Source organism: Paenibacillus sp. FSL K6-0108 (assembly GCF_045040695.1).
Classification (GTDB): domain Bacteria; phylum Bacillota; class Bacilli; order Paenibacillales; family Paenibacillaceae; genus Paenibacillus; species Paenibacillus pabuli_B.
The window spans coordinates 3,799,340-3,823,377 of sequence record NZ_CP150288.1 but is presented as its reverse complement, the minus strand read 5'-3'; the positions used below and the strand labels follow the sequence as shown (position 1 = coordinate 3,823,377).

Here is a 24,038-nt window from a genome sequence, read left to right as displayed (position 1 = left end):
ACGTCTTTATGGCGACAAATTAATATTTACTAGGAGTTGTCGATATGAATAGAGTTACAGAAATTTTGGGAATTGATCTTCCTGTTATACAAGCCCCGATGTCTTGGGTGACATCGGGAGAATTAGTTGCTGCTGTTTCGAACGCTGGAGGAATGGGAACTTTAGGACCAAATGCTGGACAAACTACAGTTGCTTCAAATGCTATAGAAACAGCTGAGCGTCTTAGAAATGAAATCAGGAAAACAAGAAAACTTACAGATAAACCATTTGGAGTTAACTATATTCTTACTCCTGTAGGAGCTGGAGAGAAACCCTACAGCACTGCAATCTTGAATGTACTGATTGAGGAGAAGGTAAAAGTTGTTTTTACAGTAGGAGGCTCTAATCCATCAGAAGTAAAAAAACTGAAAGAACTTGGATTCACAGTTGTTTATAGAGAGCTTACCCCATCGATTGAAGGAGCAAAGGCCGCAGAACAAGCAGGTGCTGATATTATTGTTGCAACAGGTTTTGATGAAGGAGGATCTTCCCGGATAAGCCAGTTGGAACAATGACTATCGTTCCCTTAATTGTCGATGCAGTAAGTGTTCCTGTTCTAGCCACTGGCGGCATTGTAGACAAGAGAGGTGTGAATGCTGCTTTTGCACTTGGTGCAGAGGGCGTCTACTTGGGAACATTATTTATTGCTTCTGAGGAATCCCCAGCTCACGAGAGAACTAAGCGAGCAATAGTCGAGTATGGGGCCGAGGATCTCGTATTATTGAAGACTGAACACGGAGGTTTTTGGAGGTCTATCCCTAATGCACTGGCACTGGAAACCGTAAAACTAGATGCTGAGGGAGGTCGACGTGAGAAACCGATAGGTGATTTAAAAACAGCTATGTTGGATGGCAATTTTGAAGATGGGATAATTACTGTATCAAATGGAATTGAGTTTATTAAAGAAATAAAAAGTTGCAAAGCAATCGTTGAAGAACTAACGAGAGATATTAGGAGTTTGATTAGGCAAGAATCCTAATTTAACAGCACCTACTGTATAGCAGTTTTTCCAACATCGGGTACTGGATCTGCGCTATTTTTAGTTGCAAGAAAACGTTACATTCTTATATAGTATCAAATGATTTTCTCGCCTACGAGCACCGAAAAACATTACATTAGTTAGAAAATAAAATGCAGCAGTGTTCTAGAATGCACCTGCTTCATTTTTATTTAGGATTGCTTCAGGGGTTATTTTCCAGTTTTATTATGACTATCTAAAGAGGCATTAATACGTTGTCGTAGAGGTAACACGGCATAATGAATCGCTAACAAGAGATAAATTCGATCAACCGATTGGATTAGTTCTTCAGGTTGGGCAAGACAAATTACTCTGCAAATTATGCAGTAACAATGGTATCACATTAATGCAATTGACTGAACTTTTGAATTGTAAACCTCCAGCTGTAACAAATATGGTCAAAACATTAGAGAAAAACGGTTTTGTTTATCGTAAGAAAGATCAGTAGTCGAATGAGCCGTATTTATTCACAGAGAAGGGGGTGGCAGTACGTGAGCCTATTTCGGTTATTTGGGGCAATAAGCAGAATAAATTATGAATAGGACTATCAGGCGAAGAACGTTTACTCTTACTTAGTTACTTACATCAAATTGAAAAGCCTACGATATCTCCACTTATCAGTTTACTTAGCAGCCTAAGTAAATAATTTTTTATATGCCTATACACAAATACAAATTAAAGGAGAACTATGGAATATGTCGATTTACAATAATGATATTAAACTTTCCATCTTGGATATTGGTACAAAATTGCAAGGAAATGATGCTAATCAAACATTGAAAGATTCCACAGAGCGAATCCAACTCGCAGATGAATTAGGTTATACACGCTATTGGTTTGCAGAACACCATAATACACCAAACCAAGTTAGTACATCTTCAGAATTAATGATTGCTCATGCGGCTGCATATACAAAGCATATTCGAGTAGGTGCAGGTGGGATTATGATGCCGAATCATAGTCCATTAAAAGTGGTGGAGAATTTTTCATTATTAGAGGCGATGCATCCGGGCAGAATTGACCTTGGAATCGGGAGGGCGACTGGAACGGATAATGTGACTGCTTATGCATTAAGGCAATCAAAGGAAGCTGTATTCTCATACGATTTTCCGAAACAATTTGATGAACTACTTTCCTTTTTCAATCGGGATTTTCCTTCTGATCACCTTTACCATGGTATCATTCCTATCCCGAATAATGGAAATTATAGACTAATGCCGGCCATTTATATGTTGGGTTCGAGTACAGGGGGAGTTCGGTTTGCCATAAGTGAAGGACTTGGATTTGCTTTTGCTTCTCATTTAGCCCCACATCTAGCGACTCAAGTACTGCGTGGATATAGAAATAACTTCAAACCTTCAAAGTATTTTACAGAACCAAAAGGTATTTTTACGACTATTTTAATTACGGCGGATACAGACGAAGAGGCTCAGTATTTAGCTGGTCCAGCTGAGTTATTTTGGGCGAGATTACAGACGGGTGACATTCATTCACCATTTCCTACACTGGAAGAAGCGAGTAACCATGTATATTCATCAGCAGAAAGTACGGTAAGAATTCAAAATAAAGATCGTTTTATTATTGGAGGGATTAAGACGGTAGGACAAAAGTTACGTCATGTAGCGAAAGAAACGATGGTCGACGAAATAATGATTATGGAGTATTACGCAGATAAAGAAGCTAGTCAAAAGGGTTATCGGCTGCTTGCGGAAGAGTTCAATTTAAAAGGAACAAATGAATAGAGGAGTAGATCGTATGGAAAGTAAACCAAAAATGCAATTAGTGATGCAAATGGGTTCAGGTTATGGTACCGATCAAGGTGCTTGGCGTATGCCTAATGCAACTATAGATGCTTATACAAATATAGATGTACAAGTTGAGTTAGCGAAAATAGCAGAGCGTGGAAAAATACAAATGATTTTTTTCGCTGATACACCGGCATTAATGAATGATATCAGTAATCAACCACCTTTGACTCCGATGGATCCCATTGTTTTATTGACAGCATTGGCTAGAGAGACTGAGCGAATTGGTTTGTTTACAACAATATCTACAACCTTTAACCATCCCTATAATGTTGCACGTCAACTTAAAGCATTGGATGTTATCAGTAATGGTCGAATAGGGGTAAACTTTGTTACGACTTCCGCCCCTGTGGCAGCAATGAATTTTGGAGACAAAGTACCTAGTCGCCAAGAAAGATACGAACAAGCTCATGAATTTATTCAAATTGTTCAAGGGTTATGGGGAAGCTGGGAAGAAGATGCTCTGCTGCTTGATGTTGAAAATGGTAAATTTGCTGATATGAAAAAAATTCAACCGGTTAACTTTTCCGGGGATTACAACCATTCAAGAGGACCATTGCCAATTCCCCCTTCAAAGCAAGGTCAACCAGTCATTTTTACAGCAGGAGGATCCGAAGAAACACTAAAAATTTTTGGACGTTATGCAAATGGTCTTTATACAAACCCGTATAATTTGGAAACTGCAATTGTATACAGAAAGATTTTTCGGGAAGGTGCCAAAAAATTTGGACGTGACGCAAACGAATTAAAAGTGTTTCCGGGTATTATTCCTTCCATTGCAACTACTAAAGAAAAAGCCTTAGAACGCCGAAGACAACTTGATCGTAATGGTGATTTAATAGGCAGGGTTCAATATTTGGGATCGATGATCGGTGTTCCTTTATCATACGAACAAATTGATCAACCGGTTCCTGAGCAAATTCTTAAACATGCTTTTGCGAATCCACATGATCCTCGTTCCCCCCGAGCATTAGAACTTGTTAAGACTGGCATGACTATTCGGGATGTATTGGCACATGGTGTAATTAACTATCATCCTGTTATTGTTGGTACAGCTGAAGATGTTGCTGATTTTATGGAAGAGTGGTTCGTTAATGGTGCGTGTGATGGTTTTGCCATTCAACCAGACGTAAGTTTTGATGGAATTCGTGATTTCGTTGATCAAGTTATTCCTATTTTACAAGAAAGAGGCTTGTTCCATGAAGATTACGAAGGTACTACATTACGAGAACATATGGGAATACCTTACCAATACGGGAAGATGTAGTAGTTTTATTTACTTACATGTGGATATCCCACAACGGGTATGAGTTACTAGATAGTAATGGTGTGTTGTGTCTGAAGAAGAGCTGAGTGTGTTTAACCCGGATCCATGCGTCGATACAAACGCTGCATTTAAATGGGGAGGAACTGAACTACTAAAGCAACGTGGAAAGATTGATATGGAGCAAGTTGTCGAGGGACAAGAACATTGTACCATTCAAAGTCGCTATTATAGTGGCTTTTTTGTTTTAAGGAACCAAGTTCTTGTCCCAAGCTGAGGACAAGAACTTGGTTCCTTTGCTGAAAAGGACAAGAACATTGTGTCATTACGGATTAGACGGCTTCTTTGATTTTGATCGGCATCTTACCTGAAATCGACCATATCATGCTGGAAAAGCTTCGAGCTATTCCAGCATGATCTTCTCGTTAACTAACTGGTAGTAATATTCATCCATTTGTTCCGCTGTAACGTCGTCATCAAGATGGTATATCCACCATGTCACCAGTAAGCTTATGACTCCTGAATGGTACTCGGCTAAAAGTTCTATAGGAACTGAAAGCTGTTTACCTCTTTTTTTTAGTTCGAGAAAATCTCTTCTGGAAATATCTCCGATATAATTTTTGAAAAAATCAGTAAATCCTTTGTCACTCTTTTGATTTTGAACAATCGGTTCTAATGAAGTTTCCAACATGAATCTGGATAAGTTTTGCAAAGGCTGCCTTAGCCGCTCCTCAATATTTATTTTTAGATAATCCTGAAGCACCCAGGTCAGAGTTGAGTGTAACAGTGCGAATTTATCATCGAAATGTTTGTAAAATGTGGTACGGTGAACCATCGCCCTGTCACATATTTCATTAATCGTTATATTGCTGAAAAATTTCCCTTGCTCAGACAACAGCTCTTGAAATGCCACAGTTAACAATTTCTGAGTTCGTACAACTCTTAAATCAATCTTTTTTTCAATAATTTTAATCTACACCTTTTTCATATCGTAGTTTATCTATACAGCGTCATTATATTGATTCTTACTATAAGATGAATTTTGATTATATATTGGTATTATAAGTAATATTTTCAATGGTCTACAACCCTATATTCATTCTAATTTTTGAAGAAAGGATGAAGTTGAAATGTCTGACATGAAAAAAGCGGTAGTCATTGGGGCTGGGATAGCGGGACTGATTACAGCCAGAATGTTATCTGATTATTATGAAGAAGTATATGTTATCGAAAGAGATGAATTCCCTACGGAGCCGACCAACCGGCAGGGGGTACCTCAATCTTTTCATCCACACCGTGTACAACCTCGCGGCGCGCTGATTTTAGAACATTATTTCCCAGGATACAATGAAGAATTGATAGATTTGGGGGCAATCTCTTCGCACGATGAGAGACTTGTTGTTAGCAATCGGTACGGTACATTGACTAATAAGGAGGATACCTCCTCATTTAAAATTGCATCATGCAGCAGAGCTTTACTGGAATGGGTGCTTCGCAAACGAATCAAGGATATTTCTCATATAAGCTTCCTAACCAGTATGGAAGTAACCGGGCTAATAGTCTCTAAAGATCAACGCTCTGTGACAGGCATTTACACCAAAGAGAGAAACGGTGAAAAGCGAGAAGAACAACTTCCAGCGGATATGGTTATTGATGCCTCAGGTCGTTCCTCCAAATTGATCAGGTGGCTTGATCAAATTGGATTGTTTGTGCCGGAACCGGAAGTGCTGAAGGTATCTCTTGGTTACAGCACCCGCTATTACAAAATAAAATCCTCTATTCCAAATGAATTGGTAATGTCTGAATCAGATCCTGAGCAAGGTATTCGTGCAAGCATATTTATGCGCACCGAGGATGATATCGCTGGACTCATTCTTTTCAATGCTGGAGGAGAGACATATCCGCCCACTCAGCCCGAAGAGTTTCAAGAACAAATCAAGCATCTTTTTGCTTCAGATGAAATTGTAAAATTAATGGAGCAGTTAGAGCCATTGCAAGGGCCAAGGGGGTACCGCATTTCCGAGTCTGTTCGCCAGCATTTTGAACTTATGGAAGATTGGCCTTCTGGATTACTCGTTCTTGGCGATGCATTTTGCAGCTTTGATCCCATTCATGGACAAGGTATCACCGTTGCCGCAATCGAAGCAGAAACGATAGGAAAATGTTTGGAATCACAGCGAATGCATCCTGATCCTCAGTTTGAGCGGGAGGTATTGCTTCGGATGCAGAAGGCCATCGAACCGGCTTGGTGGCTTAGTTCTGTGGCTGACATGCGTTGGAAAGGGGTGGAACATGCTGGACCTTTCGAACTGAAAGGAATTACTTTGGGTCAGAAATATATTAATTTATTTACCAAGCAGGCAATGAAAAAAGCTGACCAGGATAAAAATAATCAGCTCTTCTTTATGCAATTCCTGATGAACGCGTTGATCCTTCCGCCAAGTGAATACTTCAAAAAAGAAGTTCTGGACATAATTTTGGACGATAATGGGTCAGAAGAGGAGATGGAATTAAGGGCAGAGCTTGGTGTACAAGATCCTGAATTCTTTCAGCAAAGATTGGATCAGATTCTTCCAACATTTGAACTGGAGTATGATGAGCAGATTAAAAAACTGCTGGAATCACTTCAGCCCTATAACTGAAAAGTCTTGTATGTAGGAGTAATTACTCCCCCTACATCGGATCAAGAAACCCAGGTCATTCCGAGACTCTGGGTTTCTTTCTTATGTATTCCAGCAGGATTTATCTCATCTTTTTGGATGTCTATAATGAGGAACAAGAAAAATAACAAAATGAGGAGATTAAATGGATTTATACAATTACCGGGACTTAATGAGAAAGGGATAGCAGAGATGAACAACATTGGTGTTTCAGTCCTCAGCTCCAACCAAAGAATTTATAACTAGTCGCTATTATAGCGACTTTTTTTGTATTATGGATATGGTAGAGAATCTTGATTCTACATGGCAACTTCACTTGAAGAAAGATTTTTTTGTTGCTTATTCCTAATGAGAATAATTATATTAGCAGAGGGTAACATGAAAAGAAGTAACGATATGCTACTCCCACACAACGAAGAAAAGAGAGTGATTGATATGGAGCATATAAATCGTTGGGGATTAATGAATTCTTTAATTAGCATTATTAATGAAACTTCAGATAATGATACCAATGTGATGCTCGCCAAATATCTACTAGAGAATTACAATCGCGTACATGAACTTAATGTTTATGACATTGCAGAGGAATGCTTTGTTAGTCGTGCAACTGTAAGGCGCCTTGCACAAAGCTTGGGATACGACAATTTTAAAGATTTAAAGAAGCAATTCGACGATTTTTACAGAAATTATAGTTTATTTTACTTTGGAATACCTGCCACAAGCGGAGAACAATCCGTTGCCAAACAGCTTTATGAGATGGCTTTGGAATGTGATCGCCACCTTACACCTGATTTTCTGGAGCGTGTAGTTACAAAAATCCATCAAAGCAAGCAAGTTGTATTCTTGACTTCAGACATTTACTACGACCAGTGTAGTGATTTTCAAAAAGCTATGATTTTATCCGGTAAAATTGTTAGAATTATATCAAATAAGTTTGAAGATAACACTGTGCTTGAAAATTTGAAACAGGACGATATGTTGGTCGTTGTGTCCGTTGCAGGCTTTTTTGCAAGTGTATCATTCGATATGGTCAATTCCTTAGTTTCCCATAAGGTACTTATCACCACCATTCACAAGGATTTGTATGAGAGAACCTATGATGAGGTATGGTATCTAAGCAGTTCTGATCAAAATCAAAGCCGGAGTATATATACAATCTATGCTGTTAAATATTATCTCGAAAGCATCTATGCGACATATATAAAAAAGTACGGCAATAGCTTGTAGCCGCCGGAATACTGAGCCTCCTCCAATTTAATTCCCAAAAGAAACCAACGTTTTGACGTTAGGTTTCTTTTTATTGCAATCTTTTTCAAGCAGAGTCAAAGAAGTGGTAAGCGTTTTCGACAATATTGAAAATCTGGGGTGCAGATTTTGTCCCCTACGTTTTTAATCAAATAAATATAATGAAATTACAGTATACTTCATCTTCAAAAGTTGGCTCATCGAACATGAGGGAATACAAAAAAAGGGGTAGGGTGGGTGGGAGTATGGCTTCAAATAAAACGCTTGTTCAGGATATTCTTGATGCTGCCGGGGGGACATCTAATATTCGAAGCGTAACACACTGTGCAACAAGGCTACGTCTGACAGTCAATGATCCAGCAAAAACAAAAGATGAACAATCGATCAAAAAAATCAACGGGGTTCTTGGTGCGGTTATGCGTAATGATGAATATCAGATCATTATTGGCCCTGGAGTTGAAGCTGTGTATCTCGACTTTTTAAAGTTGGGAGAGTTCAAAAAGGCTGAAGTGCATGAAGATGCACAAGGTGCACCCGAAAAGAGAAAAAAAGGTCTTCGATCCTTATTGTTGAAAGCGGTTGATTTTATCTCTGGTTCGTTTGTACCCGTGTTACCCATTATCGTAGCCGGAGGTTTAATTAGTGCCATTCTTGTTGTATGTACTACCTTTTTTGGAATGAGCACCGAATCAGGAACGTATATCGTACTCAATGCGATTTACAAAGCAGCCTTCACTTTCTTACCTATCTACGTAGGTTATAACACAGCAAAAAAATTGAATGTTACGCCTATGTTGGGGGCGCTTCTAGGAGGTGTGCTTGTTACCGGCAGTATTAGTGGGGTTAAAGGACTTGATTTCATAGGAATCCCTATTGCAGCAGCAGACTATGGAAGTTCAGTTTTGCCAGTCGTGTTCGGTGTGCTCTTTATGTCTACAATTTATCATCCACTCGAAAAACGGATTCCTAAGTCGATCAAATTCTTTGTTGTACCAACCATTACTATGATTATCACAGTTCCAGTCGCTTTAATTGCGATCGGTCCATTGGCAACCTGGCTTGGCGGTTACATTGCAATAATCTTCGCGTGGGTTCATGCAAACCTTGGTTGGTTCTCTGTTGGTGTTATGGGTGGACTTGCACCTGTACTGATTTTCAGTGGTACAGGTACTGCAATGTATCCTGCAATCTTTCTTTCCTTCACGGAAAATGGATATGAAGGTTTTTTTATGACGGGTCTTTTGGCAGGAAACCTTGCGGTTGCAGGGGCTGCGATTGCGACAAGCATTTTGTTAAAAAACAAGGAATCCAAATCTGTGGCAATGTCTACAGGCATTACCGCTTCGTTTGGCATTACTGAACCTGCGATCTTCGGTGTGTTAACTACATTTAAACGTCCATTTATAGGGGCGATCATTGGTGGAGCTATCGCTGGATTATTTGCAGGGTTAATGCAGGTCGTAGAATATAGCTTCTCATCACCTGGTATTGCCAGTGTTATTGCCTTTATTAATCCTGATGGAACGCTATTCAACTTCTTTATGGCCATTATAACGATGGTAATCGCATTTGTTGGGGGCTTTGTTGCTACTCGTATACTGGGTGTGGATGAAGACACGTTAATTGAAAAGTAAGTCACTGTACGATTAAGTTCTGAGAACGCTTAAAATGGGATTTTAATAGAGAAAGGGACGGACTACAATGAATAATATTTTTCCAAAAGGATTCTTGTTTGGGGGATCAACAGCAGCAAATCAGCTTGAAGGAGCTTATGATCAAGGGAATAAGGGGCTCTCTAGCTCGGACATGGTACGTTATATTCCTTTGGAGCAGGCGAATAAAGAAACTTCCTTTACCTTTGATGTAAACCAAGAACAAATTGAAGAAGTACTCAATGATCCTGACAAATTTAACCTTCCTAAACGTAGAGGTATCGATTTCTACCATCATTATAAGGAAGATATCGCACTTTTTGCTGAAATGGGCTTCAATGTTTTCCGTATGTCGATTTCCTGGCCTCGGATCTTCCCGACAGGTGAAGAAACTGAACCAAATGAAGAGGGATTGCAGTTCTATGATGATGTTTTTGATGAGCTGGTTAAATATAACATTACTCCTTTAGTTACCATCTCGCACTATGATTATCCGTTGCATCTTGTTCAGAAATACAATGGATTTGAAAGCCGGGAAATGATTGATTTATTTGTGAAATATGCAAAAACATTATTTGCACGTTACCACAAAAAGGTGAAATACTGGCTCACATTTAATGAAATTAACATGGTGATGGACAGCCCATACACCTGCAGTGGAGCCATCCCTGAAAACTCCAAACGAAATGAAATGGATTTGCGTTTCCAGTGCACGCATAATCAGTTTGTTGCATCCGCTTTAGCTGTTCAGGCAGCACATGAAATCGATTCAAGTCTTAAGGTGGGCTGCATGGTTTGCCGCTTGGAATACTACCCTGAGACATGTGAGCCAGCCAACCAATGGCGTGCGTTGCAAGAAGGACAATTAAACAATTTCTTTGGTGATGTGCATGTTTTTGGTGAATATCCGTTTTACATGGAACGATATTTCAAAGAAAATGATGTTCATATAGAAATGCAGCCTGGTGATCTTCAAATTCTAAAAAATGGACGCGTAGATTTTGTATCTTTCAGCTATTATATGTCTTACGTCGCTCGGGCTAACTCAGGTGATCTGGGTCACTTGAACGGTAAAATTAAAAATCCTTATCTGAGCTCAACCAAAAGCGGCTGGCAAATCGATCCGCTGGGATTCCGAATTGCTTTAAATAACTTGTACGATCGTTATCAACTTCCGTTGATCATTGCGGAGAACGGCTTCTCAGATGTTGAGAGTCTTGATGAGAACAATGAGATTCAAGATGATGGAAGAATTCAGTTTTTGAAAGAACACTTGGAACAATTACAAGAAGCCATTTTAGATGGAGTGGATGTATTCGGGTACTGCTGGTGGGGACCAATCGACATTATTTCTTCAAGCTCATCTGAGATGACTAAACGATATGGCTTTATTTATGTGGATCAAGATAATGAAGGAAACGGTAGTTTGAAGCGTTATAAAAAGAAGAGCTTCTATTGGTATAAACAATTTATCGCAGAACACTCCAATTAATAGAGATTCAAGAACTTTCATACCTGCTGTTCAATTTTAAAATTACCGTCTTGGAGTCATTTGAGAGAAGTACTGATCCAGGACGGTAATCATTCCTCCAAGACTAGACTAAAATAAAGGAAATGATCGTTATGTTTAAAAACTTGTTTGGAAAAAAAGAAGAAGTGTCAAAAACGATTGAGTTGAAGGCATATGCAACAGGTCGATTGGTGAGCATCGAAGAAGTACCAGATCCGGTTTTTGCAGAAAAGATGATGGGAGAAGGCGTTGCCATTATTCCTTCTGAAGGAAAAATTTATGCACCAATTGAAGGAGAGGTCGTACGCGTATTTCCGAGAAAACATGCGGTTGTGATACAAGCTCAAAATGGTGCAGAAATTCTAATTCATATCGGTCTTGAAACTGTATCCATGAAGGGAGAAGGATTTACAACACATGTTTCCGAAGGAAAAAAAGTCAAAGCAGGGGATCTGCTTGTAACTGTCGATTTGAACTTGGTGAAGGAAAAAGCAAAAGATATCATCACACCGCTTGTTATCACAAATGCTGATGTAATAGAACAAGTAGAAAAAACGATATCTTCTGGAGATGTGATTGCTTCACAACATAACATCTTAACGGTAACGGCAAAATAGTATGACGTTTATTCTTGAAAAACAACAACATATCTTATGAGAAACTGCTAGTGATAGCAGTTTTTTATTTTTTGTTTAGATATCGAGATACAAGAAACTGAGTTGTTAGTAACTTAGAAAATGGACTGGGTGCTGAACTTCTTCTGGTATAAAAATCTCATTTCTACCAATGGGTTATACACATGAATGGGGAAGGGTGAACAACGGTTCACCCTTTTTTGTACTCTGAAGTCTGCGGCAGTAGCTAAGCACTATCCAGACGGTATGTTCATAGCCGTTTGAATGTTTTTCAGGTCGAGCTCCTGGTGGTTTTTAACATATCACTTTTATTTAACTATTTTAAGATTTTTAGAATAGAAGCAAGACATGCCTCATGGTAGATATCATGAAGCTGATCTTCATCCATCATTAGCCATTGAATAAGGTATCCATCAATAATAGCCCGAATTTCTCGAGAAGCCTCTTTCGAAGATATATGTGGATTAAAAACTCCTTCCTTTTGACCAATAGTAATAATTTCGTAACCAATTTGACTACAATTGTCATAAAATCTTTGGTTTATTTCTCTGTAGACTGAATTTCTACTCGCTTTAGCTAAAAAGTCCAGGTATACACGATAGAATTTTCGATTTTCTTCTGGGGAAATGAATACCGAACGAATATATGATTGTAGTTTTGGAATCGCACTTTCTTCGAGAGCAATACTTGAAGATTCCTTTTTGAAAATTTTGTCTGTAAGCCAAGTAAGTAATTCAATGAATATTGATTCTTTATTTTCGAAATAGTAGTGAGCAACACCCTTACTAACCTTGGCATAGTCTGAAATAATCTGTAGTGTAACTGCATCATAACCGAGATCTGACAATGCTTGAAAAGCGGCATAAAGCAATTGATTTTTCTTTTCCTCTGTTTTTTTATAACGAGCCATAAAACCTCCATGATAATTAAAAGGATTTAATATATTACACAATGAGAATACATAACTTCTTATATTATATCATATTTAAAAAAACGTAATTATAAAAAAAGTTGACCGGTCAGAATAAAAATGTTTAAATAGTTCTATATCGTCTCTATATAAAAGAAGGAGAGAAAATCTATGATAAAAAACTTGAATGCTCTGTTGGTTGAAAAAAATTTAGAGGATTTTTCTGTCTCAGTGAAAACCATCCCGTTTGAGCAATTACCTACTGGGGATGTGCTTATTAAAGTCGCTTATTCGAGCATTAACTATAAAGATGCATTAGCAACCAATTCAGAGGGCAAAATTGTAAAGCATTATCCATTTGTTCCAGGAATTGATTTATCGGGACATGTCGTTTCTTCCGTTGACTCACGTTTTCATCAAGGACAAAAGGTTATAGTGACAGGTTACGAATTAGGTGTCTCACACTACGGTGGATTAAGTGAGTACGCCTGTGTTCCTGCGGAATGGGTGGTGCCGCTTCCCGAGAATCTTACTCTGAAGGAAGCTATGATTTATGGAACCGCTGGATTTACTGCCGCTTTATCCATTAAACGTCTGGAAGACAACGGAGTCCTGCCGCAAAACGGAAAGGTGTTAGTAACAGGAGCTACTGGAGGTGTAGGTGGTGTGGCAGTGGCCATATTTAATAAAAAAGGCTATGATGTGACTGCAAGTACTGGGAAATCCCAGGCTGCAGACTATTTAAAGCTTATTGGTGCAAGAGAAGTAATTACTCGTGATGAAGTACAGACTGGAAATAAGCCACTAAACAAACAGCTCTGGCAGGCTGCGGTTGATCCCGTTGGAGGACAGCAACTTGCGTCCATTCTAAGCAAGATAATGTATGGGGGTTCGGTTGCAGTTAGCGGCTTAACTGGAGGTAGCAACCTTCCAACAACAGTATTACCGTTCATCTTACGTGGAGTCAATTTGTTAGGCATTGATTCGGTTTATTGTCCACAAGATGAAAGAATTCATTTGTGGAAAGAAATGGCCGGAGAAATGAAACCCACTAGCTTAGAGATGTTGATAGATCGTGAAATCCTACTTCATGAGGTTCCTGAGGCACTCTCAGCAGTTTTAAATTCTAAGACTTTCGGACGTATACTTGTACGTGTATCTTAAATTTATGTAGATTATCGCCTCACTAGCATATAGAGATCTTGATCTAAGAAGATCTCTATATGCTTCAGCTTAAAAAGTGAAGTGCTTGAAACACTCGAAACAAAAAATGCCAACCTGGATTTTCTGGAAAGAAGAAGCTTACGTCTTGTAACTACGAAAAATGATAGTATTCTCCTTTGCCATTTCATCTAACCAAAATGGGACTATAAGAGCTTTCTTTACCGAATTATTTAGTCTTTACCAGGTCCGTGATTAAATTTAGTACCTTTCCCAATAGCATAGAATTGACCGCCAGCAACATAGTGAACTGTACGCAATTCATCAGGAGCATCATCAAAAATCCAATGCCCGTTGTTGAATACTCGATCATCACTCCAAGCACCGACAATTTCACCCATAAAAAGATCAAGTTCTTGTTCATTTTGAGCATTTGGGATAACCTTACATACTAGCCAGCCAGCGGAACCTTCAACTAGTGGTAAATCAAATTCTTCTTGGTAAAAAATTGGGATATTATCAAGTTTGTTGTCCATTTCTTTAGCGCTGTGCTCACCAACATACAAGACCGTTTCCATTTGTTGAACCGTTGGAACATGTACTACATAGTAACCACTCTTTTCAACGAGTTCACGTGTGTAAGCTTGTTTACCGATATATGCCATCACTTTATTATTTCCCACCAGACCGACCCAAGCGGCTGCCATTACATTTTCTATCCCATCGTGTTTAGCAGAAATCATGGTTGTTGGACCTACTTGCAATAGACGGTATGCCTTCATTAAATCAACAGGTTTTATTGCCATTATTTGTTCACCTTTTCATTGTTAGTTTATTTTCTTGTTGGACACTTTATTGACAGATAAGAATTAACGATTAAAAGTCAAAAATGCTCTTCCTTCATTCCAGTAATTTCCAATTTTATCTCCTAAAGTGAAATAGCCATTGCTGAATGAATCAAAGAATGAGATTTGAGTGGCCAGTCCAACCGTTCTCATCGTAAGTAGATATCATCAAAAGTGGCATGGGATAGCCATAACCAAAAGCACGTGGACTGAAATCCTTCATGATTAAAATTACCTCCGTTCAGTTATGTTGTATAGTATAATGGAAACATGAAAAAAGAATAGTATGCACTTTTTAGTGAGATACTATCGAAAAGGAGAGCGCTAAATGATTCCAATTAAAACAAAAAATGAAAAAGAAAATAGTCATCAATCATTTGTATATACCTTATCGCTAATTAGTGGTAAATGGAAATTACATATCTTATTCTTGCTTTTGAAGGAAGACATTATGCGTTACGGTGAGTTGAAAAGAGCGCTTCATGGAGTTACTCATAAAATGCTTAGCAATCAATTAAAAGAGCTTGAGGCTGATTCGCTCATTACACGCCATGAATACTCACAAGTACCGCCTAAAGTTGAATATTTCCTTTCAGAGCGTGGCAAGTCCCTCATCCCTGCTCTGCAAGAGCTATGCAAATGGGGAGTAGATCATATGGATGATGAACAATAAGCCGTGAGTTAGTATGACCTCCGCATTAAATAGTGAGATGCCCGGGTGAATGAAAACCTTGGGTTTCTTTGATTTTCAATTAAAAACGAACAAAAGAAGAGGACTAGGTTGACTTATTGCTTACTTTAAGTAATATAATATGTCTACTAAATTTAGGGAGCAAATTTCTATGTCTCAGCTAAGTAATGGAACAAAAGCAATAAAACTTGAAATGGAATATTATAGGTGAATATATATTATATCCAACATTGTTATGGGATGAACAGAATGTATTGCTTGTTCATACCGGTATTCCGGGGCAACTGACACAAATCCGTAAGTTACTCGAAAAAGAAAATCTCACTTTAGATAAGCTGACGCATATCATCATTACGCATCAAGATGGGGATCACATTGGCAGTCTGCCTGAATTGCTCGAAGCCAAGGGAAACGAGGTGATGCTGCTCGCTCATGAGGAAGCCGTACCTTATTTGACCGGAACTATTCCGCTCATTAAAAGTAAAGCTTTCGCACCGTCCGTGCGCGTTCATACAGCGTTAAAAGATAGAGACATTCTACCCTTAGCAGGTGGTATTCAGGTGATCTTTACACCAGGACACACACCAGATCATATGTCGTTGTATCATATCCCTAGCCAAACGTTAATTGCTGGCGACGCTTTAAATTCAAAAGATGGTTGTCTCTTGTCTTTTAATGACGAACAAACGTTGGATCATACGATTGCGTTCAAGTCGATTGATAAATTGTTAGAGCTTGATATTGAAAAAGTGATTACGTATCATGGTAACGAAGTTACGAATCAGATTAAGGAAAGTTTACAGAACATTGTAAATATGAAATCTGTCTCTTGACCTGATGTCAGGAGACATCAGGATGGAAGCAAAGTAAAACTCTTTCATTGAATAACTTATTATGATGAAGTCGTCATTCTGGCGGCTTCTTTATTTTTCCACTTCTGTTGAGATGGTTTAGTAAAAATAGAGTTACCCCTGAAGTCGCAATCAGCAACCTTTTGATACGCTGTGTTATTTTTGTGTTACAAATGTGAATCTGTGACACCTTGTACTAAATACGAAATAACATGTATTTTATGAATTAATCTATGTAACATAAGATGTGAAAATAAATACATGATGAAAAACCGATGTAGCGCGATTCGTTTTATATCCCGATCCGCTAAAGGTTTAAAGAAAGGGGCTTATCAAATGAGTCAAACATTTCAATTTCCTGATGGTTTTTTATGGGGAGGCTCTGTCGCTGCGAACCAAATTGAGGGTGCATATGACGAGGATGGGAAAGGACTATCCATTCAGGATATCCTGCCAAACGGCCTTAAGACACCTCCAACGACAGAACCAACAGAGGATAATATGAAGTTAATTGCGATTGACTTCTATCACCGATACAAAGAAGATATTAAGTTACTTGCCGAAATGGGTTTCAAAGTTTTTCGTATGTCTATAGCTTGGTCCAGAATTTTCCCCAAAGGGGATGAACTTGAGCCAAACGAAAAAGGTCTCCAATTTTACGACAACGTTTTTGACGAGTGCCGGAAATACGGAATTGAACCTTTAGTTACGATCTCTCATTATGAGACTCCTTTACATCTCGTTAGGGAATACGATGGTTGGGTGAATCGGAAAATGGTTGATTTCTACGAACGATATGTGCGAACCATTTTTAACAGATATAAAGACAAAGTGAAGTATTGGCTCACATTTAATGAGATAAATTCTATTCTGGATGAACCGTTTGTAGGCGGTGGAATTAACACCCCTAAGGATCTGCTTAGTCAACAGGAGCTGTACCAAGCGGTTCATCACGAGTTTGTTGCAAGTGCACTGGCGGTTAAAATAGCGCATGAAGTTAACCCAGAGATAAAAGTGGGTTGTATGGTCATTGCTATGCCGATTTATCCATTGACTCCTGACCCTAATGATATGATCAGAGTGATGGAGGCTGATCATAAGAATACAGGCTTTACGGATGTTCATGTGCGTGGTTATTACCCAGGATACATGAAGCGTTATATGAAAGATAACGGGATTAATATTCATTTTGAACCTGGCGACGAAGAAATTTTGAAAAACACCGTTGACTTTATTTCCTTTAGCTACTATCAAAGTTGTTGTGAAACGGCTGATCCTGCGAAGCAGATTAGAGGAGAAGGAAATCTGATTGGTGGTGTTCCAAATCCACTCTTGACCGCGAGTGATTGGGGTTGGCAGATCGACCCTCAAGGCTTAAGGTACATCATGAATGCGATGTATGATCGTTATCAGAAGCCATTGTTCATCGTTGAAAATGGATTAGGAGCCGTAGATGAACTGATTACGGATGGAGATGGTAATAAAACCGTTATTGATGATTATCGCATTAAATATTTGAAGGAGCACTTGCTTCAAGTCGCTGAAGCCATCCAAGATGGTGTTGAATTAATGGGATATGCATCATGGGGTTGTATTGACTTGGTTAGTGCAACAACTGCAGAAATGAAAAAAAGGTATGGATTCATCTATGTAGATCGTCATGATGATGGTTCAGGAACATTGGAACGCTATCGTAAGAAGTCCTTCCACTGGTACAAAGATGTCATTGAGAGCAACGGAAGTAGCTTGTTTCGTGAATAGCAATAAGGCAATGAACAAGCGAAAATTTTTCTTAGAGAACGTCGAAAGAAAACGATAGTAAATTAAAAGTCGCTAATTTAGCGGCTTTTTTAGTGCCCCCAGCAGGGACGCTATCTATAGGGTTAAAGTTCTGAGTGGCGAAGGAAGCCAGCGTCATAGATGGATATAGCTCCGATTCAGGCATACACTTGGGCCATCTTCACATCGGAGGCGCATCTGTGGGATAGTTCGCTGGAGTCGATAGAGACACTTTACTGCCACACTTGTTGAAACCTATTGCCTTTTGTAGGCTGTAGTTTTTTTATTTGGTCTGACGCAATGTATGTCTGTAAGCTAGGGGCGTCATTCCGACTTTTTTCTTAAAAAGTTGATGAAAGAATTTCATATCCACATATCCGACTGATGCGGCAATTTCGGCTACACTGCTGTGGCCTTCTGATAGGAGACGGCATGCTGCATCCATACGGATGTTTTGCAAGTAATTCGTAAAGCTCATTCCGGTATGGTCTTGAAAAAGACGACTAAAATGCCGCTTGCTAAGGTTAACTCGATCGGCAATTTCGCTAAGTTTAAGCCGGCTTGCATAATTAGAGTTGATAAAGGTAATTGCTTCGTCGACAGCCATCCACTGCGTCTTTTTTTCTAGGGAAGCAACGTTCTGTACTTGATGCCTAAATAAACCGATTAGTATTTGCATGACAAGAGCAGAGAGAGCAGCCAAATATCCTGGAGGTTTTGTCGCAAATTCTCGATAAAGTTCTCGGAACAGGTAATGATATGTACCATCAAGATCTTTCATAGAGAACCAATGTAACTGCTTGTTTGTGAAATATTCACATATGTCCGGAGATTGCGGAAAACAGGAGTGGAGTTCCGTTAGATACTTTTCTTGAAACAAACAGTTGTAAACGATCAGGGGGCGATCTTTCATGAGGGTTTTGGGCCTGTACACGTGAGCACACCCTACTGGAATGAAAATAATAGTCCCTTGCTCCACAGGAACAGCCTCACCATCAATATAATGAACACCTTCACCTTCACTGATATATGTGATTTCAAAAAAATCATGGGAATGGGAGTTTAGTTCAAACGTTTCATAAACCCTGTTCACATTAATCGGAACGCTAGGCTCGAAAAGACCGTCTCCGGACATAATATAATTGCTGTGTCTGATGCTCATGATGAGGACTCCTTTATATTCCGAGTGTTTGATATTATCTTACGTATAATTTCGTTTAATGTCCATATTCACCTATAAAGATGTCTCTTATCACCTACTTTTTCATCTTCCTCTCCACGTAGAATAGAGCCTAGATAACATGAGAATGACATCAAAAGGAGATTACAATGAGGAAAAATATATTTTTAATTATTGCATTATTTGTGGCTACATTGAATTTGCGCCCGGCTATTAATTCCATATCTCCGCTGCTAGATATGATTCGGGAAGATTTGGGGATGAGCGCTGCATTAGCCAGTTTGCTAACGTCAATACCTGTACTATGTATGGGTGTGTTTTCACCTTTTGCCGTCAAAGCAAGTGGGAGATGGGGAATAGAACGAATTATTGGAAATTCCCTGATTGTGGTGGGACTCGGAATAGCCACTCGGCTAGTTACACAGTCTACGTCCGTTTTACTTTTATCTGCATTAATCGTAGGTATCGGGATCGCTTCGATTGGCCCGTTAACTTCAGGCTTTATTAAAAAGTATTTTCCCGATCATGTTCCATCCATGATTGCACTCTATAGTATTGCAATCACTGTAGGGGCTGCGGGCAGTTCAATGGTATCCATTCCCTTAGAGGCATACTTCAATTCTTGGCAGATAGCAGTAGGAGGGTGGGCAGTCATTGCCTTTGTAGCAGCGATCATGTGGTGGATCATGGTGAAGCCGCAATCTGAATCTGCTCATGTGAGTGAAATAAAAGAACGTCCGCAGATTAAACTTCCCTGGGGAAATAGAAGAGCATGGACGCTTACGCTTTCATTTGGATTAATGGCCATGTTGTTTTATTCTTTTACAGCTTGGCTCCCGTTGATGATTCAGGAAATGGGGTATAGCAAATCCTATGCAACGCTTTGTCTGACTATATTTGTTGTCATCCAAATTCCGATTAGCTTTGTACTTCCTGTATTATTGAAGAACTTTCCCTCAAGAAGAGTATGGTTGGTTGGTGAATCTCTGTTCATGATTGTTGGGTTGGTTTTATTGATGATGAATTTCATGCCGATGGTTTCTGTGGTACTCTTTGGAGTTGGGGCAGGGGGCTTATTCACTTTAAACCTGATGTTACCGATTGATTCTACAACCAATGTGAACGATGCTACTTCCTGGTCAGCGATGCAGCAATCTGCTGGATATGTCATTGGAGCAATGGGTCCAATATTGCTAGGCTGGATTCATGATTCTTCCCATAGCTTCACACCTGCTATGATTGGCATGATGGTGATCATCATACTAATGATCATGACACAAATTGCAGCAACACGGAAGAAAAAAGGAATGGAAAGAGCTTAAAGTAAGCATTCATTTGAGAGCTATAGCAGCTTAAAAGAGAGTCGAAATGACTCTCTTTTTGTTTGCTTAAATTTAGAAAGAATGGATGCTCGAACATAACTCTTATTCTAGTTTTGCAATAAGATTGTAAACCTCTTTACCTAGCCATTCTAATAAGAAAATAACAGGTGTGTGTGTAGTGAGGTCAATACTTCCGAGATACTCTTCTTTTACATAATAAGGAATACATACATCTGAAATTTTAGCCATGGTAGATTGGCGATTATTCGTAATTGCAATAATTTTATGCTTATCCTGCTTGATCCGTTGGAGATAAGGTTGAACATATGGGTTTTCACCTCGCGTAGACAAAGCAATCGTAATACTGTCTTTTTGAATTCTCGTATGAATAGGATAATGAGGATCTTTTATGTACATAGAGAATATCCCTAAATTTGAAAATAACCTAGCTCCATATTCACCCATTACTCCAGAGCTTCCGATACCAATAAAAATGACATTACTAGCTGTAGCAATTAATTTCGCTGCTGCCGAAATTTTTTCCACCAATTCAGGAGATTGAGAATGTTCAAAAAACGCATACACGGCATGATGAGGACTTTTCAACTCTTGCTTCGTTAATTTATCTTTTTGGGAAACGAGCATTTTAAGTTTTACCTTAAATTCGGAAAATCCCTCACATTGATTCTTTCTGCAAAATCGCAGAATGGTGGCTGTTGATACATGAGTTTCATTGGCCAGTTCTCTAATACGCATGTAAGCCACTTTTTCCATGTTCTGAGAAATATAGTTGTATAAAGATAGTTCTAAATCGTTATAGGATGAGATTTGCTCACTGGTGAACATAAATATGCACTCCTTAGACCATAGTCAAAATAATAAGTAGCCTGCTTAGACAGTATATATTACCTACGGTTTGGAAACAACGTGTTACACTTTTGTAACAAAAATCATTTCGTGTCAAAGCAAACTAAACACTTAAATCATATATATTTTCTTCCCTGTTCTGAGTAACATGACGTTATAACATATGTTTCGTACTTCCATTATATCTGGCCAGACGCGTCCATGGTCAGAGAATACCTTATTATACGTCGAAGGAGCCTTACAACATGGATAAACAACAATTGTCCAAAGATATTCTCAAACTGGTTGGTGGGGAAGAGAATATCGATCAAGTTACACACTGTATGACTCGACTCAGATTCAATCTGAACGATAACAATCAAGCAGACAAAACTACGTTGAAAAACACAGCTGGCGTTATGGGGGTAACGGAAAACGGTGGTCAGTTTCAGGTGATTATCGGCAATGAAGTTTCCGAAGTGTATAAAGCACTAGTGAACAATATGAGCAATAAGCCTAGCGCAGAGAGTGCTCCAAAAAGCGAAAAGAAACAAAGAAATCCGATTAGCGCATTGTTTGATTTCATCTCGGGCATGTTCACGCCAATCCTGCCAGCCATTGCTGGCGCAGGTATGATCAAAGGGATTGTGTCCATTCTGGTAGCTCTTGGTTGGATAACGAATACAAGTTCAACCTATATCATTTTATCCGCCGTTGGGGATGGTGCATTCTACTTCCTGCCTATACTTCTGGCCGTTAGTGCTGCGAAGAAAATGGGTAGCAATGTTTATGTGGGAGCTGCATTAGCGGCTGGTCTTATGCACCCAACCATTGCAGCCTTGTTTCAAGAGGGTAATACATCGTTTGCGGGGATTACAGTTATTGCTACATCCTATGCATCATCGGTTATTCCCATCGTCATTGCAATCTGGATCTCTGCTTACGTAGAGAGAGCTATAGACTATATTACGCATACTTCACTCAAAATGATTATTGTACCAACGGTAACGTTACTTATCATGGTACCACTAACCTTGATCGCGATCGGGCCACTGGGTGGTATTATTGGAAACGGTTTATCTGGTGGTATCAGATGGTTATTTGATAACGCATCCATTTTTGCAAGTATTTTAATTGGTGGCACGATGTCTGTACTGATTATTACAGGCATGCATTATGCACTGTTGCCGCTTGCAGTTGGTTCGATTGCAACACTTGGTTACGATTTTATCGTTCCGTTAATGTTCGCAGCTAATATGGCCCAGGGTGGTGCTGCATTTGGTGTGGGCTTCAAGTCTAAAAACACCCAGACCAAATCACTTTCATATTCTACAGGACTGACCGCTCTTATGGGGATTACGGAGCCTGCCATGTACGGCATTAACATGAAATTTAAAAAACCATTTATTGCAGCGCTCATTGGGGGCGCAGTCGCTGGGGCGTTTCTGGGAGCCTTTTCAGTTAAAGCCTATTTTATTAGCACTGTAGGTCTTCCGGGAGCTGCCTCATATGTCGGTCCAGACATTAGCAACCTATTCTATGCACTGATTGCTGCTTTAATTGCATTCGTTGTAGCTAGCGTCATTACTTATATTCTGGGCTTCCAGGAAGACGTACCTGCACCATCAGCAATGTCTGCAACTATACCTGTAGTAACAGAAGACAATAAATTACAGGATGAACAAATATTCAGCCCGATCAGTGGGGAAGTTAAGCCACTTAGCCTGGTTCCAGATCCTGCTTTTTCAGAAGAAATGATGGGTAAAGGATTTGCCATTCAACCTGCTGAAGGACGTGCAGTTGCTCCAGTTAACGGCATAGTATTCTCTGTTTCCAAGAGTGGGCATGCTATTGGTCTCGTGAGTGATCTTGGCGTAGAGATGTTGATTCATATTGGAATTGATACTGTAAAGCTAAAAGGCCAATTTTTCTCGCCAAAGGTACAGGTAGGGACTAAAGTATCCGTAGGCGATCTATTGATGGAATTTGACCGTGAAGAGATCGAAAAAGCGGGTTACAACATGATTACGCCGGTCATTATTACGAACATGCATCAATATACCGATGTGGAATCAGCTGGGCGTACCACAATTCATGAGAAAGAATTAATCTACACAGTCAAAGCCTAATTTGGTGTTAACAAAACAATAACGGCAGTGATTCCAAAGCACCTTTAGAGAAACACTGCCGTTTTGTCTTGTGCTGCTAGAATGAACGGCGATTAGAGATAAGTAGTGAGTTAACACGGTTCAGGAAACAGAAGAGGTTGATAAAGAGTAGATATGATTTATGAGAATTGTAGAATGACATAAAGTTACCAACCATGAAATCCCTTATAGAATAAGGTTTTTTTATTTTTTGGTAGGGAACTTTGTGTCAGCCTTTGGAAATCTTACTAACTAAGAGCATATGAATACATTACAATAGATATCAATTACGCTAACGGGAAACGATAGCTCAATAGTACCAAAGGAGGCAGCGGATCAACATTATCGGCTGCCTTTATTGAACTAACGGACAGGATAGCTGAGGATTAATTAGGAAATGACAAAAGATAGGAATATAACCATTCAGCCAATTCCAACTCGGCTGTTACCTTGTGAAGATTTATAATCCGTCGTAAGT

The 24,038-nt window shown here is 39.2% G+C and carries 21 protein-coding genes; 16 read left to right on the top strand and 5 right to left on the bottom strand.

Annotated elements, in window-relative coordinates; genetic code table 11:
* Positions 1-44: 44 nt before the first annotated feature.
* The 5 genes from MHB49_RS17240 to MHB49_RS17220 all read left to right on the top strand — a co-directional run bounded on the left by MHB49_RS17240 (position 45) and on the right by MHB49_RS17220 (position 4,129).
* A complete protein-coding gene (locus tag MHB49_RS17240) occupies positions 45-554 on the top strand; it encodes an NAD(P)H-dependent flavin oxidoreductase (protein ID WP_405152289.1) in 510 nt (169 codons plus the stop codon).
* Entirely contained in the window at positions 551-1,018 is a 468-nt protein-coding gene (locus MHB49_RS17235; protein ID WP_405152288.1) for an NAD(P)H-dependent flavin oxidoreductase, read from the top strand. Before MHB49_RS17240 ends, MHB49_RS17235 begins: the two co-directional genes overlap by 4 nt.
* Positions 1,019-1,331: 313 nt before the next feature.
* Positions 1,332-1,505 (top strand): MarR family transcriptional regulator, encoded by a 174-nt coding sequence (locus MHB49_RS17230; RefSeq protein WP_405157159.1) that lies wholly within the window; start codon positions 1,332-1,334, stop codon positions 1,503-1,505.
* A 247-nt stretch (positions 1,506-1,752) separates the two neighbouring features.
* Positions 1,753-2,799, top strand: coding sequence for an LLM class flavin-dependent oxidoreductase (locus MHB49_RS17225; protein WP_405152287.1), 1,047 nt, complete (start codon positions 1,753-1,755; stop codon positions 2,797-2,799).
* Between the two features lie 13 nt (positions 2,800-2,812).
* Positions 2,813-4,129, top strand: a complete 1,317-nt coding sequence (locus MHB49_RS17220) for an NtaA/DmoA family FMN-dependent monooxygenase (RefSeq protein ID WP_405152286.1) — start codon at positions 2,813-2,815, stop codon at positions 4,127-4,129.
* A 400-nt stretch (positions 4,130-4,529) separates the two neighbouring features.
* Here the strand turns inward: MHB49_RS17220 and MHB49_RS17215 are convergent, their stop codons facing one another.
* Positions 4,530-5,039, bottom strand: a complete 510-nt coding sequence (locus MHB49_RS17215; RefSeq protein WP_405157158.1) for a TetR family transcriptional regulator — start codon at positions 5,037-5,039, stop codon at positions 4,530-4,532.
* Between the two features lie 217 nt (positions 5,040-5,256).
* On the opposite strand from MHB49_RS17215, the gene MHB49_RS17210 reads away from it, so the two are divergent.
* The 5 genes from MHB49_RS17210 to MHB49_RS17190 all read left to right on the top strand — a co-directional run bounded on the left by MHB49_RS17210 (position 5,257) and on the right by MHB49_RS17190 (position 11,810).
* The gene (locus tag MHB49_RS17210; protein WP_405152285.1) at positions 5,257-6,768 is read left to right on the top strand and encodes an FAD-dependent oxidoreductase; all 1,512 of its coding nucleotides are present in this window, start codon (positions 5,257-5,259) and stop codon (positions 6,766-6,768) included.
* 321 nt (positions 6,769-7,089) lie between these two features.
* Positions 7,090-8,013 carry a MurR/RpiR family transcriptional regulator gene (locus tag MHB49_RS17205; RefSeq protein ID WP_405152284.1) on the top strand — a complete coding sequence of 308 codons (924 nt, stop codon included), beginning with the start codon at positions 7,090-7,092 and terminating at the stop codon, positions 8,011-8,013.
* 263 nt (positions 8,014-8,276) lie between these two features.
* Positions 8,277-9,665: a PTS transporter subunit EIIC gene (locus tag MHB49_RS17200; RefSeq protein ID WP_405152283.1), complete on the top strand. Its 1,389-nt coding sequence runs from the start codon at positions 8,277-8,279 to the stop codon at positions 9,663-9,665.
* 67 nt (positions 9,666-9,732) lie between these two features.
* The gene (locus MHB49_RS17195) at positions 9,733-11,175 is read left to right on the top strand and encodes a glycoside hydrolase family 1 protein (protein WP_405152282.1); all 1,443 of its coding nucleotides are present in this window, start codon (positions 9,733-9,735) and stop codon (positions 11,173-11,175) included.
* A gap of 131 nt (positions 11,176-11,306) precedes the next feature.
* Positions 11,307-11,810: a PTS glucose transporter subunit IIA gene (locus tag MHB49_RS17190; protein ID WP_405152281.1), complete on the top strand. Its 504-nt coding sequence runs from the start codon at positions 11,307-11,309 to the stop codon at positions 11,808-11,810.
* Positions 11,811-12,144: 334 nt separating this feature from the next.
* On the opposite strand, the gene MHB49_RS17185 is transcribed toward MHB49_RS17190, so the two are convergent.
* Positions 12,145-12,738, bottom strand: a complete 594-nt coding sequence (locus tag MHB49_RS17185; RefSeq protein WP_405152280.1) for a TetR/AcrR family transcriptional regulator — start codon at positions 12,736-12,738, stop codon at positions 12,145-12,147.
* Positions 12,739-12,909: 171 nt separating this feature from the next.
* Between MHB49_RS17185 and MHB49_RS17180 the strand changes: the two genes are divergently transcribed.
* Positions 12,910-13,902 carry an acryloyl-CoA reductase gene (locus MHB49_RS17180; protein ID WP_405152279.1) on the top strand — a complete coding sequence of 331 codons (993 nt, stop codon included), beginning with the start codon at positions 12,910-12,912 and terminating at the stop codon, positions 13,900-13,902.
* Between the two features lie 230 nt (positions 13,903-14,132).
* Here MHB49_RS17180 and MHB49_RS17175 read toward each other — a convergent pair whose 3' ends face one another.
* Positions 14,133-14,705 carry a flavin reductase family protein gene (locus tag MHB49_RS17175; RefSeq protein ID WP_405152278.1) on the bottom strand — a complete coding sequence of 191 codons (573 nt, stop codon included), beginning with the start codon at positions 14,703-14,705 and terminating at the stop codon, positions 14,133-14,135.
* A gap of 367 nt (positions 14,706-15,072) precedes the next feature.
* On the opposite strand from MHB49_RS17175, the gene MHB49_RS17170 reads away from it, so the two are divergent.
* The 3 genes from MHB49_RS17170 to MHB49_RS17160 all read left to right on the top strand — a co-directional run bounded on the left by MHB49_RS17170 (position 15,073) and on the right by MHB49_RS17160 (position 18,047).
* Entirely contained in the window at positions 15,073-15,417 is a 345-nt protein-coding gene (locus MHB49_RS17170) for a winged helix-turn-helix transcriptional regulator (protein ID WP_405152277.1), read from the top strand.
* Between the two features lie 206 nt (positions 15,418-15,623).
* On the top strand, positions 15,624-16,268 hold the full coding sequence (locus tag MHB49_RS17165; RefSeq protein WP_405152276.1) for an MBL fold metallo-hydrolase: 645 nt from the start codon (positions 15,624-15,626) through the stop codon (positions 16,266-16,268).
* 354 nt (positions 16,269-16,622) lie between these two features.
* Entirely contained in the window at positions 16,623-18,047 is a 1,425-nt protein-coding gene (locus tag MHB49_RS17160; RefSeq protein WP_405152275.1) for a glycoside hydrolase family 1 protein, read from the top strand.
* Between the two features lie 301 nt (positions 18,048-18,348).
* Here the strand turns inward: MHB49_RS17160 and MHB49_RS17155 are convergent, their stop codons facing one another.
* Positions 18,349-19,227, bottom strand: coding sequence for a helix-turn-helix domain-containing protein (locus tag MHB49_RS17155; protein WP_405152274.1), 879 nt, complete (start codon positions 19,225-19,227; stop codon positions 18,349-18,351).
* A gap of 167 nt (positions 19,228-19,394) precedes the next feature.
* Between MHB49_RS17155 and MHB49_RS17150 the strand changes: the two genes are divergently transcribed.
* Positions 19,395-20,567 carry a CynX/NimT family MFS transporter gene (locus tag MHB49_RS17150; protein ID WP_405152273.1) on the top strand — a complete coding sequence of 391 codons (1,173 nt, stop codon included), beginning with the start codon at positions 19,395-19,397 and terminating at the stop codon, positions 20,565-20,567.
* A gap of 102 nt (positions 20,568-20,669) precedes the next feature.
* Here the strand turns inward: MHB49_RS17150 and MHB49_RS17145 are convergent, their stop codons facing one another.
* Positions 20,670-21,413, bottom strand: a complete 744-nt coding sequence (locus tag MHB49_RS17145; RefSeq protein ID WP_405152272.1) for a MurR/RpiR family transcriptional regulator — start codon at positions 21,411-21,413, stop codon at positions 20,670-20,672.
* Between the two features lie 266 nt (positions 21,414-21,679).
* Here MHB49_RS17145 and MHB49_RS17140 point away from each other — a divergent pair, with 266 nt between their 5' ends.
* Positions 21,680-23,542, top strand: a complete 1,863-nt coding sequence (locus tag MHB49_RS17140; protein WP_405152271.1) for a beta-glucoside-specific PTS transporter subunit IIABC — start codon at positions 21,680-21,682, stop codon at positions 23,540-23,542.
* Positions 23,543-24,038: the final 496 nt, after the last annotated feature.

What these genes read in the sequence shown, in the direction of transcription:
- MHB49_RS17235 (WP_405152288.1), top strand. Translation starts at nt 551, where the DNA reads ATGACTATCGTTCCCTTAATTGTCGATGCAGTAAGTGTTCCTGTTCTA.
- MHB49_RS17195 (WP_405152282.1), top strand. Translation starts at nt 9,733, where the DNA reads ATGAATAATATTTTTCCAAAAGGATTCTTGTTTGGGGGATCAACAGCA.
- MHB49_RS17225 (WP_405152287.1), top strand. Translation starts at nt 1,753, where the DNA reads ATGTCGATTTACAATAATGATATTAAACTTTCCATCTTGGATATTGGT.
- MHB49_RS17220 (WP_405152286.1), top strand. Translation starts at nt 2,813, where the DNA reads ATGGAAAGTAAACCAAAAATGCAATTAGTGATGCAAATGGGTTCAGGT.
- MHB49_RS17200 (WP_405152283.1), top strand. Translation starts at nt 8,277, where the DNA reads ATGGCTTCAAATAAAACGCTTGTTCAGGATATTCTTGATGCTGCCGGG.
- MHB49_RS17170 (WP_405152277.1), top strand. Translation starts at nt 15,073, where the DNA reads ATGATTCCAATTAAAACAAAAAATGAAAAAGAAAATAGTCATCAATCA.
- MHB49_RS17185 (WP_405152280.1), bottom strand. Translation starts at nt 12,738, where the DNA reads ATGGCTCGTTATAAAAAAACAGAGGAAAAGAAAAATCAATTGCTTTAT.
- MHB49_RS17155 (WP_405152274.1), bottom strand. Translation starts at nt 19,227, where the DNA reads ATGAGCATCAGACACAGCAATTATATTATGTCCGGAGACGGTCTTTTC.
- MHB49_RS17180 (WP_405152279.1), top strand. Translation starts at nt 12,910, where the DNA reads ATGATAAAAAACTTGAATGCTCTGTTGGTTGAAAAAAATTTAGAGGAT.
- MHB49_RS17160 (WP_405152275.1), top strand. Translation starts at nt 16,623, where the DNA reads ATGAGTCAAACATTTCAATTTCCTGATGGTTTTTTATGGGGAGGCTCT.
- MHB49_RS17210 (WP_405152285.1), top strand. Translation starts at nt 5,257, where the DNA reads ATGTCTGACATGAAAAAAGCGGTAGTCATTGGGGCTGGGATAGCGGGA.
- MHB49_RS17240 (WP_405152289.1), top strand. Translation starts at nt 45, where the DNA reads ATGAATAGAGTTACAGAAATTTTGGGAATTGATCTTCCTGTTATACAA.
- MHB49_RS17205 (WP_405152284.1), top strand. Translation starts at nt 7,090, where the DNA reads ATGGCAACTTCACTTGAAGAAAGATTTTTTTGTTGCTTATTCCTAATG.
- MHB49_RS17175 (WP_405152278.1), bottom strand. Translation starts at nt 14,705, where the DNA reads ATGGCAATAAAACCTGTTGATTTAATGAAGGCATACCGTCTATTGCAA.
- MHB49_RS17190 (WP_405152281.1), top strand. Translation starts at nt 11,307, where the DNA reads ATGTTTAAAAACTTGTTTGGAAAAAAAGAAGAAGTGTCAAAAACGATT.
- MHB49_RS17150 (WP_405152273.1), top strand. Translation starts at nt 19,395, where the DNA reads ATGAGGAAAAATATATTTTTAATTATTGCATTATTTGTGGCTACATTG.
- MHB49_RS17145 (WP_405152272.1), bottom strand. Translation starts at nt 21,413, where the DNA reads ATGTTCACCAGTGAGCAAATCTCATCCTATAACGATTTAGAACTATCT.
- MHB49_RS17140 (WP_405152271.1), top strand. Translation starts at nt 21,680, where the DNA reads ATGGATAAACAACAATTGTCCAAAGATATTCTCAAACTGGTTGGTGGG.